This is a genomic window from Arthrobacter sp. NPDC057259, from assembly GCF_042668995.1.
Lineage (GTDB): Bacteria > Actinomycetota > Actinomycetes > Actinomycetales > Micrococcaceae > Arthrobacter.
This window is the reverse complement of the sequence record NZ_JBHUYA010000001.1, coordinates 194,537-210,053: the sequence shown is the minus strand read 5'-3', so window position 1 is coordinate 210,053 and position 15,517 is coordinate 194,537. Positions and strand designations below refer to the sequence as shown.

Here is a 15,517-nt window from a genome sequence, read left to right as displayed (position 1 = left end):
TACGGGGCTGCTAGCGCAGGCCGGTTTTGCGGTGCAGGGCCAAGTAGATGAGCTCGTCGATCAGCTCCGCGTAGTCCAGCCCGGAGGCCTTCCACATCTGCGGGTACATGCTCTTGGGCGTGAAGCCGGGCATGGTGTTGATCTCGTTGATGATCAGTTCGCCCTCGGGGGTGTAGAAGAAATCCACTCGGCTCAGGCCCTCGGCGCCGACGGCGTCGAACGCCACGGCGGCGAGCTCGCGGACCCGGGCGATGTCCTCTTCCGGAAGGTCCGCCGGGCAGCTCAGCGAGGCGGCGTCGTCCTCGACGTACTTGGCGTTGAAGTCGTAGAAGTCGTGGCCGCCGCCGGCCACCGAGATCTCGCCCGGCATGGAGGTGCGCGGGGCGTCCGTTCCCCGGCCTTCGAGCACGGCGCACTCGATCTCGCGGCCCACGATCCCGGCCTCGATCACCAGCTTGGGGTCGTGCCCGCGGGCGGTTTCGATCGCGGCGTCCAGGCCGTCCAGGGAGTCGACCTTGGAGATTCCCATCGACGAGCCCGCGCGGGCGGGCTTGACGAAGACCGGGAAGCCGAGGGCGTCGACGCGCTTGCGGACGCTCTCCGGGTCGGTCAGCCACTGGCGGTCCGTGACCGTGATGTAGGGCCCCACGCGCAGGCCGGCGGACTCGAAGACCACCTTCATGTAGTGCTTGTCCATGCCGACGGCGGAGGCCAGAACCCCGGCGCCCACGTAGCGGGTGTCCGAGAGCTCCAGCAGCCCCTGGATGGTGCCGTCCTCGCCGAACGGGCCGTGCAGCAGCGGGAAGACCACGTCCACGGAGCCGAGTTCCTGCGGAACCTGGTTCGGTGCGGCCACGATCAGCTGGTGCTCGCCGCCGATCTCTGCAAGAGTCACGGTCCGCTCCGACGGCGCCACCTCCGGGAGGGAGGACGCGGAGAGGGACCAGTCCCTGGTGTCCCCGGAGGCCAGGACCCACTGGCCCGTCTTGGCGATGCCGATCGGGATGACCTCGTACTTGGCCTTGTCGATCGCGCCCAGGACGCCGGCGGCGGTGACGCAGCTGACGGCGTGTTCGCTGGAGCGGCCGCCGAAGAGCACGGCCACGCGGGGCCGCGCGGAGCCGCTCAGGGCGTCCGAGGTCTGGGCAGCTGAGGTCGGGGCTTCAGGGGTCGGGGTGTTTTCCGGCACTGTCAGTAATCGCCTTCGGGTTTCAGGTCCCGGGACAGCAGCAGCTTTCCCAGTTGGTCTACGTGGAGTTTTCCGGCCAGCACGGCGACGACGGCGGCGGTGATGGGCATCTCGACGCCCAGTTTTCCGGCAAGCTCGTGGACGGCCTGGGCGGACTTGATGCCCTCGGCGGTCTGGGTCATCTCGGCGGTGACCTGGTCCAGGGTGAGTCCGGTGCCGAGCAGCCTGCCGGCGGTGTGGTTGCGGGACAGTGCCGAGGAGCAGGTGGCCACCAGGTCGCCCAGCCCGGCGAGCCCGGCCATGGTGCGGGCCTCACCGCCCAGGGCCAGGGTCAGGCGGGAGGTTTCGGCGAGGCCGCGGGTAATGACGGAGGCCTTGGTGTTGTCGCCCATCTGCTTGCCCTCGCAGATGCCGACGGCCAGGGCGATGATGTTCTTGACGATGCCGCCGATTTCGACGCCGACCACGTCTAAGGTGGTGTAGGGCCGGAAGTAGGGTGCGGTGCAGCTGCGGGCCATCCACCCGGCCGGGGCGGATTCGGTGCAGGCGACGACGGACGCGGTGGGTTCCTCCCGGGCGATTTCCATCGCCAGGTTGGGTCCGGAGACGACGGCGACGCGGCCGGCCGGCAGGTCGAGTTCCTCGCGGATGACCTCACTCATCCGGGAATCGGTGTGCAGTTCCAGTCCCTTCATCAGGGATACCACGAGCGCATCGGGCGCGATCAGGTTCTTCCAGTCGCGAAGCTGGGGCCGCAGGGTCTGCGCCGGAACGGCGAGGATCACCAAGTCGGCGCCGTCCAGGACCTCGGCGACATCGGTGGAGGCGGTGATGCTCCCCGGCAGCAGGATGCCCTTGAGGTACTGCTCGTTGCGGTGTTCGGCGTTGATCTGGTTGACGACGTCGGCCCGGCGGCCCCAGATCCGGATGGTGCGGTCCACGCCGGAGGCCGTGGCCGCGTCGGCGACGACCTTGGCGAAGGTGGTCCCCCAGGAGCCGGCGCCGAGGACGGCGACCCGCCGGGCCGAACCCTCCCAGCTGCGCGCGTGCTCCGCCGTCACGTGGTGCCGCCGTCGTTAGCAGTTCCAGGGGCGCCGCCGTCGGTAGCCGTGGTGGAGGGGCCGGTAGTCGAGGGGCCGGTTCCGCCGCGTTCGACGAACCGGCCGTGGGTGCTTTGGTTGTGCGCCGACGGGTCCCAGCGGACCAGCGGCGGCTGGCCGCCGCGCAGGGTGGCCAGCAGTTCGGTGATGGCGTCCATGATGACGTCGGTGGCCTCGGTCAGCGTGGCGCGGTCCAGCGGCCGGCCCTCGAACGCCCTGAGGTCCACGGGATCGCCGACCAGGACGCGGGAGGTCTTGCGCGGGAAGACGTGGAACCGCTTGGCGTAGCGGGGAAACACCTCGTGGGCGCCCCAGTGGGCCATGGGCACCACGGGGATGCCGGACTCGAGGGCCATCCGGGCGGCCCCGGTGTGCCCCTTCATCGGCCAAAGCTCCGGGTCACGGGTGAGCGTGCCCTCGGGGTAGATGATGATGGCGCCGCCCTCGTTGACCACTTCCCGGGCCACCTGCAGGGACTGGTTGGCGCCCGCCGTCGACCGTTCCACCGGGATCTGCTTGGTGTTGCGGAGCACCGCGCCCACCACCGGAACCTTGAACAGGCTGCCCTTGGCGAGGAAGTGCGGCATGCGCTTCTGGTTGTAGAGCATGTGCCCGATCACCAGCGGATCGATCTCGGTGCAGTGGTTGGGCGCCGCGATGAAACCGCCGGCGGGCAGCTTCTCCAGGCCCTCCCACTTCTTCCGCATCAGCAGGTTCATGATGGGCCGGACGATTCCGGCGACGATCACGAAGGTGGTCTGGCTCTTGGCCGTTTCTTTCATCGGGTCCGCTACCCGGCCGAGGTGATATCGAAATCGGCGCCCAGGCCGGCGAGCTTTTCGGTGAAGCGCTCGTAGCCGCGGTTGATGATGTCGATGCCGGTGACGCGGGAGGTGCCGGTGGCGGCCAGTGCCGCGATCAGGTGGCTGAAGCCGCCGCGCAGGTCGGGAACGTCGATGTCGGTGCCCTTGAGCTGCGTGGGGCCGGAGATGACGGCGGAGTGCAGGAAGTTGCGCTGGCCGAAGCGGCACGGGACGCTGCCCAGGCATTCGCGGTGCACCTGGATGTTGGCGCCCATGCGCACGAGTGCCTCGGTGAAGCCGAAGCGGTTCTCGTAGACGGTTTCGTGCACGATCGAGACGCCCTCGGCCTGGGTGAGCGCGACGATCAGCGGCTGCTGCCAGTCGGTCATGAAGCCGGGGTGGACGTCGGTCTCGAGGACCAGCGGGCTGAGCTTGCCGCCCGGGTGGTAGAAACGGATGCCGTCGTCGCCAATGTCCATGCCGCCGCCCACCTTGCGGTAGGTGTTGAGGAAGGTCATCATGTCCCGCTGGGTGGCCCCCTCGACGAAGATGTCGCCGCGGGTGACGAGGGCGGCGGAGGCCCAGGAGGCGGATTCGTTGCGGTCGGAGAGGGCCCGGTGGTTATAACCACCGAGGTCCTGCACACCCTCGATCCGGATCGTGCGGTCCGTTTGGACGCTGATGATGGCGCCCATCTTCTGCAGCACGGCGATCAGGTCAACGATTTCCGGCTCGGTGGCCGCGCCGGAGAGTTCGGTGATGCCCTCGGCCCGGGTGGCGCTGAGCAGGACCTGCTCGGTGGCGCCGACGGACGGGTAGGGCAGGGCGATCTTGGCACCCTTGAGGCCGTTAGGGGCGGATATGTGGATGCCGCCCGGGCGCTTCTCGACGACGGCGCCGAACTGGCGGAGCACGTTCAGGTGGTAGTCGATCGGGCGGTCGCCGATCTTGCAGCCGCCCAGGTCCGGGATGAAGGCCTCGCCGATCGCGTGGATCAGCGGCCCGCAGAGCAGGATCGGGATGCGCGAGTCACCGGCGTGGGCGTCGATGGCGGTGTGGGAGGCAGTCTTGGCGTTGGTCGGATCCAGGGTCAGGTCCCCGGTGACCGGGTCCTTGTCCACGGTGACGCCGTGCAGCTGGAGCAGGCTAGTGACAACCTCAACGTCCTTGATCTCCGGGACGTTGCGCAGCACGGACGGCTCGTTGCCGAGCAGGGCGGCCACCATCGCCTTGGGGACAAGATTCTTGGCCCCACGGACGGTGACGCGGCCGGTCAGCGGGACGCCTCCGCGGATTGTCAGAACACTACTCATTTACCAGTTTCCTCACGACTACTCGCCCCCAAATCCTTACAAAGGCTCCCGCTAAGTGTAGGAGGTCGCGTTACCGATCTGAAATACGGCACGTTTCGGCGGCGCCGCGTCCCGGCCCGATGGGCAGTTGGCTGACTATCGGCCGTTGCGCTCCAGCGCCTCCCCCAGCACCCGGGCGGCCCGGGGGAACGCCGCCGGGTTCGGGCCGGCATAGTTGAGCCGCAGGAACGGGCCCGAGGCCTCCGCAGGGAACCAGCCGGCGCCGTCGGCGATCACCACGCCGCCGGCCTCGCAGTCCCGGACCAGGCGGTCCATTGCGGTTCCGTCCGGGAGCCGGGCCCAGAGGTTCAGTCCCCCGGCCGGGACGGAGGCCACGTGCGCCGCCGGCGCGTGCTCGCGGAGGCTGTCCAGCAGCAGGTCGCGGCGTGATTTCAGCTGGCTTTTGAGGGCGCGCAGGTGCGTCTGCCACCCCGGCTGGGTGACGACGTCGACGGCGGCGGCCTGAAGCAGGCCGCTGACGTACATGGACTCCGCCAACCGGTCCGCGAGGATCCGCTCCCGGGCGGGACCGCGGGCGACGACGGCGGCCACCCGGACTGCCGGGGAGAGGCTTTTGGTCAGGGACCGGAGGTAGACCACGTGGCCGGATCCGTCACGGGCGGCGAGCGGCGCAGGGTCCGCGGTGATGCCGAAGTCGTGGGCCCAGTCGTCCTCGATCAGAAAGGCCCCGTGGCGTCGCACCACATCCAGCACCTGGTCGCCGAGGTTCCGTGTCCAGTGCGCGCCGGTGGGGTTGGCGAAGCTCGGTTGGGCGTAAAAGGCGCGGGCGCCGGTTTCCTCGAAGGCGCGGGCGAGCTCCTCGACATCGGGCCCGTCCGGCCCGCTCGGCACCGGGATGACCCGTACGCCGGCGCTGGCGGCGGCCAGGATGGCGCCCCAGTAGGTGGGCGACTCCATGAGCAGCGGCTGGCCGGCGCCCACCAGGGCGCGGAAGAGGGAGCTGAGTCCGCTCTGGGATCCCGGGAGGATCACGACGTCGGCCGCGACGGGCGGCGGCACGTCCGGCAGCGACGATGCGCCGAGCTCCTGCGCGAACCAGGCCTGGAGCTCCGGCAACCCGGCCACAGGCGGGCGGGCGACGGCCGCATCGCTCCGGGCGGCGCGGGCCAGGGCCGCGCGGACCAACCGGCCGGGCAGCAGCTCCCGGTCCGGATAGCCGGCGTTGAAGGCGGTGACATCGTTTGGCACGTCGCGCATGGCGGCGGGATTGGGCCGAAGCGCGCCTGGCGCGGGACCCAGGGCCGCTGACTGCCATCCGTAGTCGGAGGGTCGGACCTGGGCGCGGGGACGGACGAAGGTACCCACGCCGGGTCGGCTCTCGATCAGCCCCTGTGCGGCCAGGGACCGGAGCGCAGACTGCACCGTGACGGGACTGGCCTGGTATTCGGCCACGAGCGCCCGCGTGGACGGCAGCCGGGCCCCAGGCGCGGCGGCCGACACCCAGGCCCGGAGGCCATCGGCGATCCGTGAACTGCTATTGTCAGACATGAAGATCAATAGTAGCGCTACTGCCATTATTCCCGCTCCGCTATCGGCCGGGCCGTCCACGGGATACGGATGGGGGCTCCTGGGCGTGGCGGCATTTTCGCTGACCGTACCGATGACCCGGCTGGCCGTGGGCGGGATGTCCCCGCTGTTCATCGGGGCCGGCCGCGCGGTGGTGGCCGCGGTCCTCGCCATGCTGGTCCTGGCGGCCACAGGCCAGCGGCTCCCCTCGCGGCGGCAGTGGCTCCGCCTCGCCGTCGTTGCCGGGGGAATCGTTCTCGGCTTCCCGCTCCTGACGTCCTTTGCCCTCCACACCGCAGCCGCCAGCCACGGCGCGGTGGTGATCGCACTGCTGCCGGCCGCGACGGCCGCCGTCGTCGTGATCCGCACCCGTGCCCGGCAGGGGACCCGATTCTGGGCGGCCACCGCGGCCGGGGCCCTGGCGGCCGCCGCGTTCGGCCTGCTGCAGTCCGGCGGGATCGAGGGGCCGCAGTGGGCAGATCTGCTGCTGCTGGGCGCCGTGGCATCGGCCGCCGTCGGTTATGCGGAGGGCGGACTGCTGGCCCGTGAACTGGGCTCGTGGCAGACGGTGTCCTGGGCGCTGGTTGCTGCTTTCCCGGTCATGGCAGGCCTCACTGTTGTGTCTGTTGTCGCGCAGCCGATAGACGCCGATCCCGGCCAGTGGGCGGCGTTCGGGTATCTGGCCGTGGTCAGCATGTTCCTCGGCTTCTTCGCCTGGTACCGGGGACTGGCGCTGGGCCCGATGGCCAAGGTCAGCCAGATCCAGCTGGTCCAGCCGGTGCTGAGCATCGGCTGGGCCGCGCTGCTCCTGGGCGAACCGGTGGGTTGGCTGACCGTCGCAGGCGGAATGGCCGTCATCCTCTGCGCGGCGCTTGCCGTACGGGCGAGGGTGGGCTCGTAATTGACCTGTTCGGGTGTGTTCCCGGGATGCCGCGGGACGAGCTTCTGTGATCCCGCCCCCATCCGAATGCACCCAACGCCCAATCCTTTGATGTCAGACCCTCGCTGTTGAATGGGTTCATGGAAGGCAGTCGGAAGCTTTTCGAGGATTCAGTAGGCGCGGTCCCGGTGGTGGGGGACGCGGCGGCGATCGTTGATGAGATCCGCGCTTTGGAGGACCGGAAGTCGGCGATCGCGGCCCGGCAGGCACGGTTGGCCGTGGCGCTGGATCTGGTCCGGCGGCGGGAACAGGCCGCTCTTGGCTTGCCCGCGGACCAGCTCGGCGCCGGTGTGGCGGCGGAGGTCGCGTTGGCGCGGCGGGAATCCCCGGTCAAAGGCTCCCGCCTGCTGGGTTTGGCCCGGGCGTTGGTGACCGAGATGCCGCACACCCTCGCCGCCCTCGAGACCGGGCGGCTGAACGAATGGTGCGCCACCCTGCTGGTCCGTGAGACCGCCTGCCTGGACGCCGCCGACCGTGCCGCGGTGGATGAGGAACTCGCCGCCGACACCGGCGCCTTCGACGGCGCCGGCGACCGTGCCATCATCTCCGCCGCCAAAGCCGCCGCTTACCGGCACGACCCGAGATCCGTCACCCAACGCGCAGCCCACGCCGAAACCGAACGCACTGTCAGTCTCCGCCCTGCCCCGGACACCATGTGCTACCTCACCGCCCTGCTCCCCGTCGCCGCCGGAGTCGCCGCCTACGCCGCCCTGACCCGGCACGCCGACACCGCCCGCACCACCGGAGACACCAGCACCCGCAGCCAACTCATGGCCGATGCCCTGGTCGAACGCATCACCGGCACACCCGGCGGGATCACCGGCATCGAAGTCCAACTCGTCATGACCGACCGCACCCTCCTCGCCGGGGACAGTGAACCCGCCAGGCTCGCCGGCTACGGCATCGTCCCGGCCGGATGGGCCAGGAAACTCGTGGTCGGCAAAGGCGACAGCCCAGAGCTCACAACCTGGATCCGCCGGCTCTACACCGCCCCCGGCACCGGTGAACTGACCGGCATGGACTCCCGGGCCCGGCTCTTCCCCACGGGCCTGCGTCGGTTCATCGAAACCCGCGACAACACCTGCCGCACGCCGTATTGCGGCGCACCCATCCGGCACTTGGACCACATCGTTCCCTGGCACCGCGGCGGAGAAACCATAGCGGCCAACGGCGCCGGACTCTGCGAAGCCTGCAACCACACCAAGGAAACCCCCGGCTGGACCGCCCAGCCCGTCGGTAGACCAGAGCCCGGCCACAGGGCAGAACCCGGCGCCAGACCGCCCGACGGACGTCACGCTCTCGAAGTGACGACGCCCAGCGGCCACGTCTATCTCTCTGTCGCACCGCCGATGCCGGAAACCCGCAGCGACGGGCCACGGAGATCGCATGCGGAGGTTCTCCTAGGCGAACTCCTTCTCTGTGGCTCAGAAGCTCAAGCCCACCGCCGCAAGGGACGCCGTCCCAGGAGCCGCGCCCGGTTGCCGTCCTAGCAGGTCACCAGCGAGCCCTTTGAACCACGCCGCCCCCTTAAACCACACCGCCGCCGGGCAAGAGCCCGGCGGCGGTGGAAGCGGCAGCATTCTGCCTGCGACAGAATCAGCCCAGCTTGGCGGGCAGCGTCGTGGGCTTGAATGCCGGCCGCGTGGCCTCGTAGGCGGTGATGTCTTCCTCGTGCTGAAGGGTCAGCCCGATGTCGTCCAGACCTTCCAAGAGGCGCCAGCGGGTGTAGTCGTCGATCTCGAACGGAGCAACGACATTGCCGCACTCGACCGTCTTGGACACCAGGTCCACCCGGACCTCGGTGCCCGGAGCGTTCTCCAGCACCTTCCAGATCAATTCGATGTCGTCCTGCGACAGCTCGGCGGCCAGCAGCCCCTGCTTGCCCGAGTTGCCGCGGAAGATGTCGGCGAACCGGGAGGACAGCACTGCCTTGAAGCCGTAGTCCTTGAGCGCCCACACGGCGTGCTCACGCGAAGACCCTGTCCCGAAGTCCGGCCCGGCCACCAGCACCGATCCCGCGGAGAACGGTTCCTGGTTAAGGATGAAGGACGGTTCCTTGCGCCAGGCGGAGAACAGGGCGTCCTCGAAGCCGGTCCGCGTGATCCGCTTGAGATAGACGGCGGGGATGATCTGGTCCGTGTCGACGTTGCTCTGCCGCAGCGGGACGCCGATGCCGGTGTGGGTGGTGAACTTTTCCATCGTCTCTCCTTAGGCTGCGCTGGAGCGGTGTCCGGCGGACACGGGCTCGGGGTCAAGGTCCGACGGAGAACTCAGGGTGCCGCGCACCGCCGTCGCCGCCGCCACAACGGGCGAGACGAGGTGGGTGCGGCCGCCCTTGCCCTGCCGTCCCTCGAAGTTGCGGTTCGAGGTGGACGCGCAGCGCTCCCCCACTTCCAGTTGGTCCGGGTTCATGCCCAGGCACATCGAGCAGCCGGCGAACCGCCACTCGGCGCCGAAATCCTTGAAGACCTTGTCCAGCCCCTCCGCCTCGGCTTCCAGCCGGACGCGGGCGGAACCGGGGACCACCAGCATGCGGATGTTCGGGTCCTTGGTGCGCCCGCGGATGATGTCCGCCGCGGCCCGCAGGTCCTCCATCCGGGAGTTGGTGCAAGAGCCCAGGAAGACGGTGTCCACCCGGATGTCTTTCATCGGCGTGCCGGCCTCGAGTCCCATGTACTGTAGGGCGCGTTCCGCGGCGGCCTTGGCGTTCTCGTCGCCGAAGTCCGCGGGCGAGGGCACCTTCTCCGACAGGGAAACTCCCTGGCCGGGGTTGGTCCCCCACGTCACGAAGGGCTCCAGTGTGTCGGCGTCGAGGTCCACCTGGGCGTCGAAGACGGCGTCGTCGTCCGTCCGCAGCGTGTTCCAGTACTCAATCGCTGCGTCCCAGTCCGCGCCCTCGGGGGCGTGCGGACGGCCCTGCATGTAGTCGTACGTCGTCTGGTCCGGGGCCACCATGCCGGCGCGGGCCCCGGCCTCGATCGACATGTTGCAGATCGTCATCCGGGCTTCCATGGACAGCGCACGGATCGCCGAGCCGCGGTACTCCAGCACGTAGCCCTGGCCGCCGCCGGTGCCGATCTTCGCGATGACCGCCAGGATGATGTCCTTGGCCGTCACGCCAGGGCGCAACGTGCCCTCGACGTTGATGGCCATGGTCTTGAACGGCTTGAGCGAGAGCGTCTGGGTGGCCATGACGTGCTCCACCTCGGAGGTGCCGATGCCCATCGCGAGCGCACCGAAGGCGCCGTGGGTGGAGGTGTGTGAATCGCCGCAGACCACCGTCATGCCCGGCTGGGTCAGTCCAAGCTGCGGGCCCACCACGTGGACGATTCCCTGTTCGGCGTCGCCCAGGGAGTGCAGGCGCACCCCGAATTCCTTGCAGTTGTTCCGCAGGGTCTCGATCTGCGTGCGGCTGGTTAGGTCGGCGATAGGCTTGTCGATCGCGAGCGTTGGGGTGTTGTGATCCTCGGTGGCGATCGTCAGGTCTGGCCGGCGGAGTTGGCGGCCGGCCAGCCGCAGCCCCTCGAACGCCTGCGGGGAGGTCACCTCGTGCACGAGGTGAAGGTCGATGAAGAGGAGGTCAGGCTGGGCGTTGGCGCCTTCGCCATCCCCCTTGCGCACCACGTGCGCGTCCCAGACTTTCTCGGCCAATGTCTTTCCCACGGCCTGCTCCCTCCACTGCGTTCGCTGCTGCCAGTGCCGCCGGGATCCGCCCGGCGGCGTTGATGTATCCACTGAATCAGCCCGCTGACCGAATAAGCCAGCGCAATGATTTGCATCTCAGATATTGAGACGGCAATATCATTACATGGACAACTCTAGTGGCGTTGGCGTCATCGATAAAGCGGCACACGTACTCGACGCCCTCGAGGCCGGGCCCACCACCCTGGCCCAGCTTGTCGCGGCCACCGGACTGGCCCGCCCCACGGTGCACCGGTTGGCGCTTGCCCTCGTCCACCACCGGCTTGTCAGCCGCGACATCCAGGGCCGCTTCGTCCTCGGCAGCCGCCTGGTGGAACTGGCCTCCGCCGCCGGCGAGGACCGGCTGATCGCCTCCGCCGGCCCGGTCCTGATGCAGTTGCGCGACGCTACGGGCGAGAGCGCCCAGATCTTCCGCCGCCAGGGCGACTGGCGCGTCTGCGTCGCCTCCGCCGAACGTCCCATCGGCCTGCGCGACACCATCCCGGTCGGGACCCAGCTGTCCATGAAGGCTGGCTCGGCCGCCCAGGTGCTCCTGGCCTGGGAGGACCACGACCGCCTGCTCGAGGGCCTGCAGGCCGCACGCTTTACGCCCACCGTCCTGGCCGGAGTACGACGCCGGGGCTGGGCACAGAGCCTCGGCGAACGTGAGCCCGGAGTCGCCTCCGTCTCGGCCCCCGTCCGCGGTCCATCCGGACGCGTCATCGCCGCGGTCTCGATCTCCGGACCCATCGAGCGCCTGACCCGCCAGCCGGGCCGCCTGCATGCCGAGGTGGTCTGCAACGCCGCCCGCACGCTGACCGAGGCGCTACGCAAAACCAACGACTAATCCGCCCCGGCCTCGGCGGCCGGCGCTAGGCTGTGCGGATGAACAGCTATGCGGTCTTCCTGCGCGGGGTCAACGTCGGCGGCATCACCATCAAAATGGCCGAACTGAAGGATGCCCTGAAGCAGCGGCCCTTCGGCTCCGTGAAGACACTGCTGGCCAGCGGGAACGTGGTCCTGACCAGCGACCTGCCCGCGGCCGGGGTGAAGGCCGAGTTCGAGGAGTGCCTGCGCGAAGCTTTCGGCTACGACGCCTGGGTGGTGGTACTGCCCGCCGAACGCCTGGCGGAGCTGGTGGCCGCATACCCGTATCCGCCGGACGACGCCGGCACGCACAGCTACGTCACGCTGTCCTCCGACGCCGGCGTCCTCGCCGAACTGTACGACGCCGGAACCGCACTGGACGGCGTGGAGCTGACCCTGCTGGGCCCCGAGGCGGTGGCGTGGCTTGCCCCGGCCGGCGGCACCCTGGACAGCCCGTTCAGCAAGCTCTCCTCGAAACCGAAGTACAAGTCCTCCACCACCACGCGCAACCTGCGCACCCTGATCAAGGTCCGCGACGCCGCCGCGCAGCTGCAGGGAGGGCGCGTCTAGCCCGCCGCCACCTTTAGTGCGCCGTTGAACGCGGCGAGCCGCCCGGCTTCGAGCTCGACGGGCGCCACCACGAGGTCACGGGCGACGGCGTCGACCGCGGCTTCCAGCCGGCGCCGCGCGGCCCGGGCCCGCGCCCTGGCGGCGATTCCTGCCAGGGTCCGCGCCGCCAGCGCCAACACCACACCCAGCAGCACTCCCCCGGCCACCAGCACCGTGGGCACCGGCCAGCCCTCGACGCGGGGAACCTCCGGAACCGGCAGCTGGAAGTAGCCCAGCCCCGCCAGCACCCCCAGCCACCCCAGACCGGCCACCGCCGCGGCCAGGCCCAGCCAATGCAGGACGTTGAAGACCCGCCACCACCAGGAGCCCCGCCCCGCGGACAGTTCGGTCCCGGCGATCGCCTGGTCGAGCGCGTCGGGCAGCTGTTCCCGGCCCTCCCGGGCGGCGGCGCGGATCGCCGCCCGCCACGGGCCGGGCGCGCCGTCGGAGGCGGCGTCGGCGAAGTCCCGGACCGCGGCGTCCGTCCGCGCACGCTCCGGTGCACCGGCAGGCGGCAGCGAGGTCCGGTTCAGCTGTGGCGGCTCCCCGGTCCGGCGCAGGTTCAGCCTACGCAGGGGGTCAGGCCGGAGCCGGGCGAGCCAGCGGGTCACCGGCCAGCCGGTCCGGCGCGTCGCCTCCAGCCGGTAGGAGGCGGCCACGGCGTCCACCACCAGCGGCACGTTGGCGGCCGTCGCCAGTTCCCGGGACAGGCGTTCCCGGCTGCCGGGACGAACCCCGGCGGCCTCACCCGTCCCGGATGCCTCGGCCAAACGGTTGGCCGCGTGGTCGACGTCGGCAGCCAGCCGCTGGGACAGCGCGCGCCGCTGCATGGCCACCTGACGGATCGCGGCGCGGACCTTGTCCACCCCGGTCCCCACGAGGGCCGAGGCTCCGAGGACCTGCATTGAACCCAGTCCGTCGCGGTGGAGCAGGGACTGGAGGGATTCCAGGACCGGCCGCACGTCGTGTTCCGGCAGCCGGTCCACCTGGTTGAGGACCACCAAAGTCACGGCGGCATGGGTGGCGAGCGGGGCGAGGAAGTCGTTATGCACCGCCGCATCGGCGTACTTCTGCGGGTCGAGTACCCAGACCAGGACGTCCACCAGGCCCGTCAGGCGCTCCGCGATGGCCCGGTTTTCGGCGCGGGTGGAGTCAATGTCGGGCAGGTCCAGCAGGATCAGCCCGGTGGAGTCGTCCGCGAAGCCGGGCACGGCCGCGGCGATATGCCGGTGGCGCACGTCCAGCCAGTCTAAGAGCTGCCCACTGCCTTCCGCGCCCCAGATCCCGGCGAGCGGCTCCGACGTCGTGGGGCGGCGGGCCGCCGCCGTCGCGATGGCCGCGCCGGCCACCGCATTGAACAGCGACGATTTTCCGCTGCCGGTGGCCCCGAAGAAGCCCACCACGGTGTGTTCGGCGGAGAGGGAACGCCGCGAGCTGGCACGCTCCAAGACCTGCAGGACCTCGTCCAAGGTCTCGTCCGGCAGCACCCCGGCCGCCAATTGCCGGGCGTCATCGAGTGCTTCCAGCCGTCGGTCCAGCCGGGATGCCTCCCGGGCCGAGGCGTGGCGGTTCATCCGGCCGCCAGAGCGGTCAGGGCGGCGGCCCGCGCCCGCAGATCTTTGGCCGGGACGACGTCCGGCGCCGCGGCCTCGAGGCGGTCCAGGAACCGCTGCCGCTCGTCGTCGAGGAGGCGCCGGCAGCGTTCCTGCAGTTCGGTGCGGGCGGTCCTGGCCAGCCGGCGCACGGCATCCTCGCCAAAGACCGCCTCCAGGACGCGCTGGCCGATCACGGCCGTTCCGCCGGCGACGCCGATCTCCAAGCCCGTGAGACCGGCAGTCATGGAGAAGACGACGATCATCAGCGCCGCACCGAGCCCGTTGATTCCAAAGGACAGCCAGCGCGCCTGGGTGCGCTTGCCCTGCCCCTCGGTCCGGATCAACTCCATCAGGCTTCCCTGCCAAGCCCGGATCTCGGCCGCGACGGCGTCCGCGAAGCCCGGCGAGGTGCCGGACAGGTCGTCGGTCCCGAGCAGGCGGCGGCCGGCCGGGTCGGAGCGCCAACGCCGGTCCGTCTCCTCCGCGGCATTTGCCGCCTCGTCGAGGATCACCGCCTGCAGGCCGGTCTCGATGGCTGTTTCGACGCGGACCGCCGGGGCCGGTTCGCCCCGGAAGAACGCCCCGACGCGGTCCCGCATCCGGCCGATGTTCTGTTCCATGACGCGGAAGAACTCCCCGGTGCCGACGAAGTCCTGCCACCGGGCGAGCACCTCTCCCCGCAGCAGGGCGCCGTCGCGGGTGGCGGCCTGGATGCGGCCGGCGGCGTCCCCGTAGGCGCTCGAGGCGTCGTGCTCCAGGTGCCGGGCCGCTTCCTGCTGCGCCGACACGGCGTCGGCGGCGGCGGTGAACCTGGCGGCGAGGCCTTTGATGGCGCCGTTGAGGGTCCGCCGGGCGATTGCGGACCTGCCGGCGGCGTCCGCCGCGATTCCGCGCAGCCAGGCAAGCAGCGGCGCCACCGTAGCCGGCGGCAGCATGCCCTCTAGGTCCAGGGGCACCTCCGGGACTATGAACAGCCGCGCCGAGCCCAGGCCCTGGCGCTCGAGCATCGTCCGCAGGTCGGCGGCCACTTCGTCCTCGGCCGCCGGCGGTACGCGGTCCAGCACCACGGCGACGGTGATGTCGCGGGCGGCGGCGTCCAGCAACAGACGCCATGGCACGGCGTCGGCGTAGCGGTTGGCCGTCGTCACGAAGATCCAGAGATCCGCCGCGGCGAGCAGCTGTCCGGCGATCCGGCGGTTCTCATCGGAGACGGAGTCGACGTCGGGGGCATCCAGGACGGCGACGCCGGCCGGAACCGCCGGGTCGCCGGCGAGGACCAGCGAGGTCACCGCGGCAGTCTCCCCGCCGACGGCGGGGATTGAGTCGGCCTGCGCCGGGGGCGGGCCGGCGAGGACGGTGCCGCGGACCCTGCCGAGCGTGGGCAGCACGCGTTGGTCCTCGAACCAGGCGGCGTCGGCCGGGTGGTGCAGGAGGATGGGCTGGCGGGTGGTGGGACGGATCGCCCCGGCGCGGGTGACGGGGTGGCCCACCAGGGCGTTGACCAATGTGGACTTGCCGGCGCCGGTGGATCCGCCGACGACGGCGAGCAGGGGCGCGTCGAGGCTGCGGTAGCGGGGCAGGATGTAGTCATCCAATTGGGCGGCGGCGTTGCGGACGTCGCGGCGGGCGTCTTCCACCCCGGGGAGGTCCAGCGGCAGGACCACGGTGGCCAGGTCGCGGCGGGCGGACTCCAGCAGCTCCACCGCGTTAATCTGCCGTGCGGCGGCCTGCCCTGCGCGGGCTGGAATGGTGCTCTCGTGGTCGCTCACAGCTTCATCATGGCAGGTCGGCGGTCCGGGACGGCCGGGCCGCGGCACTCCGGGCATAAAAAATCCCCCGGAGACCGTAGTCTCC

13 protein-coding genes are annotated in these 15,517 nt (G+C 70.4%); 4 read left to right on the top strand and 9 right to left on the bottom strand.

Going from position 1 to position 15,517, the window contains the following annotated elements; translation table 11 throughout:
- Positions 1-10: 10 nt before the first annotated feature.
- The 5 genes from ACFUCU_RS00950 to ACFUCU_RS00930 form a co-directional block, all read right to left on the bottom strand.
- Positions 11-1,129 (bottom strand): D-alanine--D-alanine ligase family protein, encoded by a 1,119-nt coding sequence (locus ACFUCU_RS00950; RefSeq protein ID WP_377970780.1) that lies wholly within the window; start codon positions 1,127-1,129, stop codon positions 11-13.
- Between the two features lie 62 nt (positions 1,130-1,191).
- Positions 1,192-2,250 carry an NAD(P)H-dependent glycerol-3-phosphate dehydrogenase gene (locus tag ACFUCU_RS00945; protein ID WP_377970080.1) on the bottom strand — a complete coding sequence of 353 codons (1,059 nt, stop codon included), beginning with the start codon at positions 2,248-2,250 and terminating at the stop codon, positions 1,192-1,194.
- Positions 2,247-3,071: a lysophospholipid acyltransferase family protein gene (locus ACFUCU_RS00940; protein WP_377970078.1), complete on the bottom strand. Its 825-nt coding sequence runs from the start codon at positions 3,069-3,071 to the stop codon at positions 2,247-2,249. Before ACFUCU_RS00940 ends, ACFUCU_RS00945 begins: the two co-directional genes overlap by 4 nt.
- A gap of 8 nt (positions 3,072-3,079) precedes the next feature.
- On the bottom strand, positions 3,080-4,405 hold the full coding sequence (gene murA, locus ACFUCU_RS00935; protein ID WP_290257501.1) for a UDP-N-acetylglucosamine 1-carboxyvinyltransferase: 1,326 nt from the start codon (positions 4,403-4,405) through the stop codon (positions 3,080-3,082).
- Positions 4,406-4,540: 135 nt separating this feature from the next.
- The gene (locus ACFUCU_RS00930; RefSeq protein WP_377970076.1) at positions 4,541-5,953 is read right to left on the bottom strand and encodes a PLP-dependent aminotransferase family protein; all 1,413 of its coding nucleotides are present in this window, start codon (positions 5,951-5,953) and stop codon (positions 4,541-4,543) included.
- Between ACFUCU_RS00930 and ACFUCU_RS00925 the strand changes: the two genes are divergently transcribed.
- Together ACFUCU_RS00925 and ACFUCU_RS00920 are read left to right on the top strand one after the other, a co-directional pair.
- On the top strand, positions 5,952-6,872 hold the full coding sequence (locus ACFUCU_RS00925) for a DMT family transporter (protein WP_377970075.1): 921 nt from the start codon (positions 5,952-5,954) through the stop codon (positions 6,870-6,872). The two genes, ACFUCU_RS00930 and ACFUCU_RS00925, sit on opposite strands and share 2 nt — an antisense overlap.
- Positions 6,873-6,991: 119 nt before the next feature.
- Positions 6,992-8,401, top strand: coding sequence for an HNH endonuclease (locus ACFUCU_RS00920; RefSeq protein WP_377970074.1), 1,410 nt, complete (start codon positions 6,992-6,994; stop codon positions 8,399-8,401).
- 106 nt (positions 8,402-8,507) lie between these two features.
- On the opposite strand, the gene leuD is transcribed toward ACFUCU_RS00920, so the two are convergent.
- Entirely contained in the window at positions 8,508-9,110 is a 603-nt protein-coding gene (leuD, locus tag ACFUCU_RS00915; RefSeq protein WP_377970073.1) for a 3-isopropylmalate dehydratase small subunit, read from the bottom strand.
- Positions 9,111-9,119: 9 nt separating this feature from the next.
- Positions 9,120-10,574 (bottom strand): 3-isopropylmalate dehydratase large subunit, encoded by a 1,455-nt coding sequence (gene leuC / locus ACFUCU_RS00910; RefSeq protein ID WP_377970071.1) that lies wholly within the window; start codon positions 10,572-10,574, stop codon positions 9,120-9,122.
- Positions 10,575-10,719: 145 nt separating this feature from the next.
- On the opposite strand from leuC, the gene ACFUCU_RS00905 reads away from it, so the two are divergent.
- Positions 10,720-11,439 (top strand): IclR family transcriptional regulator, encoded by a 720-nt coding sequence (locus tag ACFUCU_RS00905; RefSeq protein ID WP_290257495.1) that lies wholly within the window; start codon positions 10,720-10,722, stop codon positions 11,437-11,439.
- 38 nt (positions 11,440-11,477) lie between these two features.
- A complete protein-coding gene (locus ACFUCU_RS00900; protein WP_377970069.1) occupies positions 11,478-12,029 on the top strand; it encodes a DUF1697 domain-containing protein in 552 nt (183 codons plus the stop codon).
- Here ACFUCU_RS00900 and ACFUCU_RS00895 read toward each other — a convergent pair.
- Together ACFUCU_RS00895 and ACFUCU_RS00890 are read right to left on the bottom strand one after the other, a co-directional pair.
- Positions 12,026-13,642, bottom strand: a complete 1,617-nt coding sequence (locus tag ACFUCU_RS00895) for a GTPase (protein ID WP_377970068.1) — start codon at positions 13,640-13,642, stop codon at positions 12,026-12,028. The genes ACFUCU_RS00900 and ACFUCU_RS00895 overlap by 4 nt on opposite strands.
- On the bottom strand, positions 13,639-15,489 hold the full coding sequence (locus ACFUCU_RS00890; protein ID WP_377970067.1) for a dynamin family protein: 1,851 nt from the start codon (positions 15,487-15,489) through the stop codon (positions 13,639-13,641). Before ACFUCU_RS00890 ends, ACFUCU_RS00895 begins: the two co-directional genes overlap by 4 nt.
- Between the last annotated feature and the right edge of the window lie 28 nt (positions 15,490-15,517).

Excerpts from the sequence above, each read along its gene's own strand:
- ACFUCU_RS00930 (WP_377970076.1), bottom strand. The coding sequence starts at position 5,953 with ATGTCTGACAATAGCAGTTCACGGATCGCCGATGGCCTCCGGGCCTGG.
- ACFUCU_RS00920 (WP_377970074.1), top strand. The coding sequence starts at position 6,992 with ATGGAAGGCAGTCGGAAGCTTTTCGAGGATTCAGTAGGCGCGGTCCCG.
- ACFUCU_RS00895 (WP_377970068.1), bottom strand. The coding sequence starts at position 13,642 with ATGAACCGCCACGCCTCGGCCCGGGAGGCATCCCGGCTGGACCGACGG.
- ACFUCU_RS00890 (WP_377970067.1), bottom strand. The coding sequence starts at position 15,489 with ATGCCCGGAGTGCCGCGGCCCGGCCGTCCCGGACCGCCGACCTGCCAT.
- ACFUCU_RS00900 (WP_377970069.1), top strand. The coding sequence starts at position 11,478 with ATGAACAGCTATGCGGTCTTCCTGCGCGGGGTCAACGTCGGCGGCATC.
- ACFUCU_RS00905 (WP_290257495.1), top strand. The coding sequence starts at position 10,720 with ATGGACAACTCTAGTGGCGTTGGCGTCATCGATAAAGCGGCACACGTA.
- murA (WP_290257501.1), bottom strand. The coding sequence starts at position 4,405 with ATGAGTAGTGTTCTGACAATCCGCGGAGGCGTCCCGCTGACCGGCCGC.
- ACFUCU_RS00925 (WP_377970075.1), top strand. The coding sequence starts at position 5,952 with ATGAAGATCAATAGTAGCGCTACTGCCATTATTCCCGCTCCGCTATCG.
- ACFUCU_RS00940 (WP_377970078.1), bottom strand. The coding sequence starts at position 3,071 with ATGAAAGAAACGGCCAAGAGCCAGACCACCTTCGTGATCGTCGCCGGA.
- leuD (WP_377970073.1), bottom strand. The coding sequence starts at position 9,110 with ATGGAAAAGTTCACCACCCACACCGGCATCGGCGTCCCGCTGCGGCAG.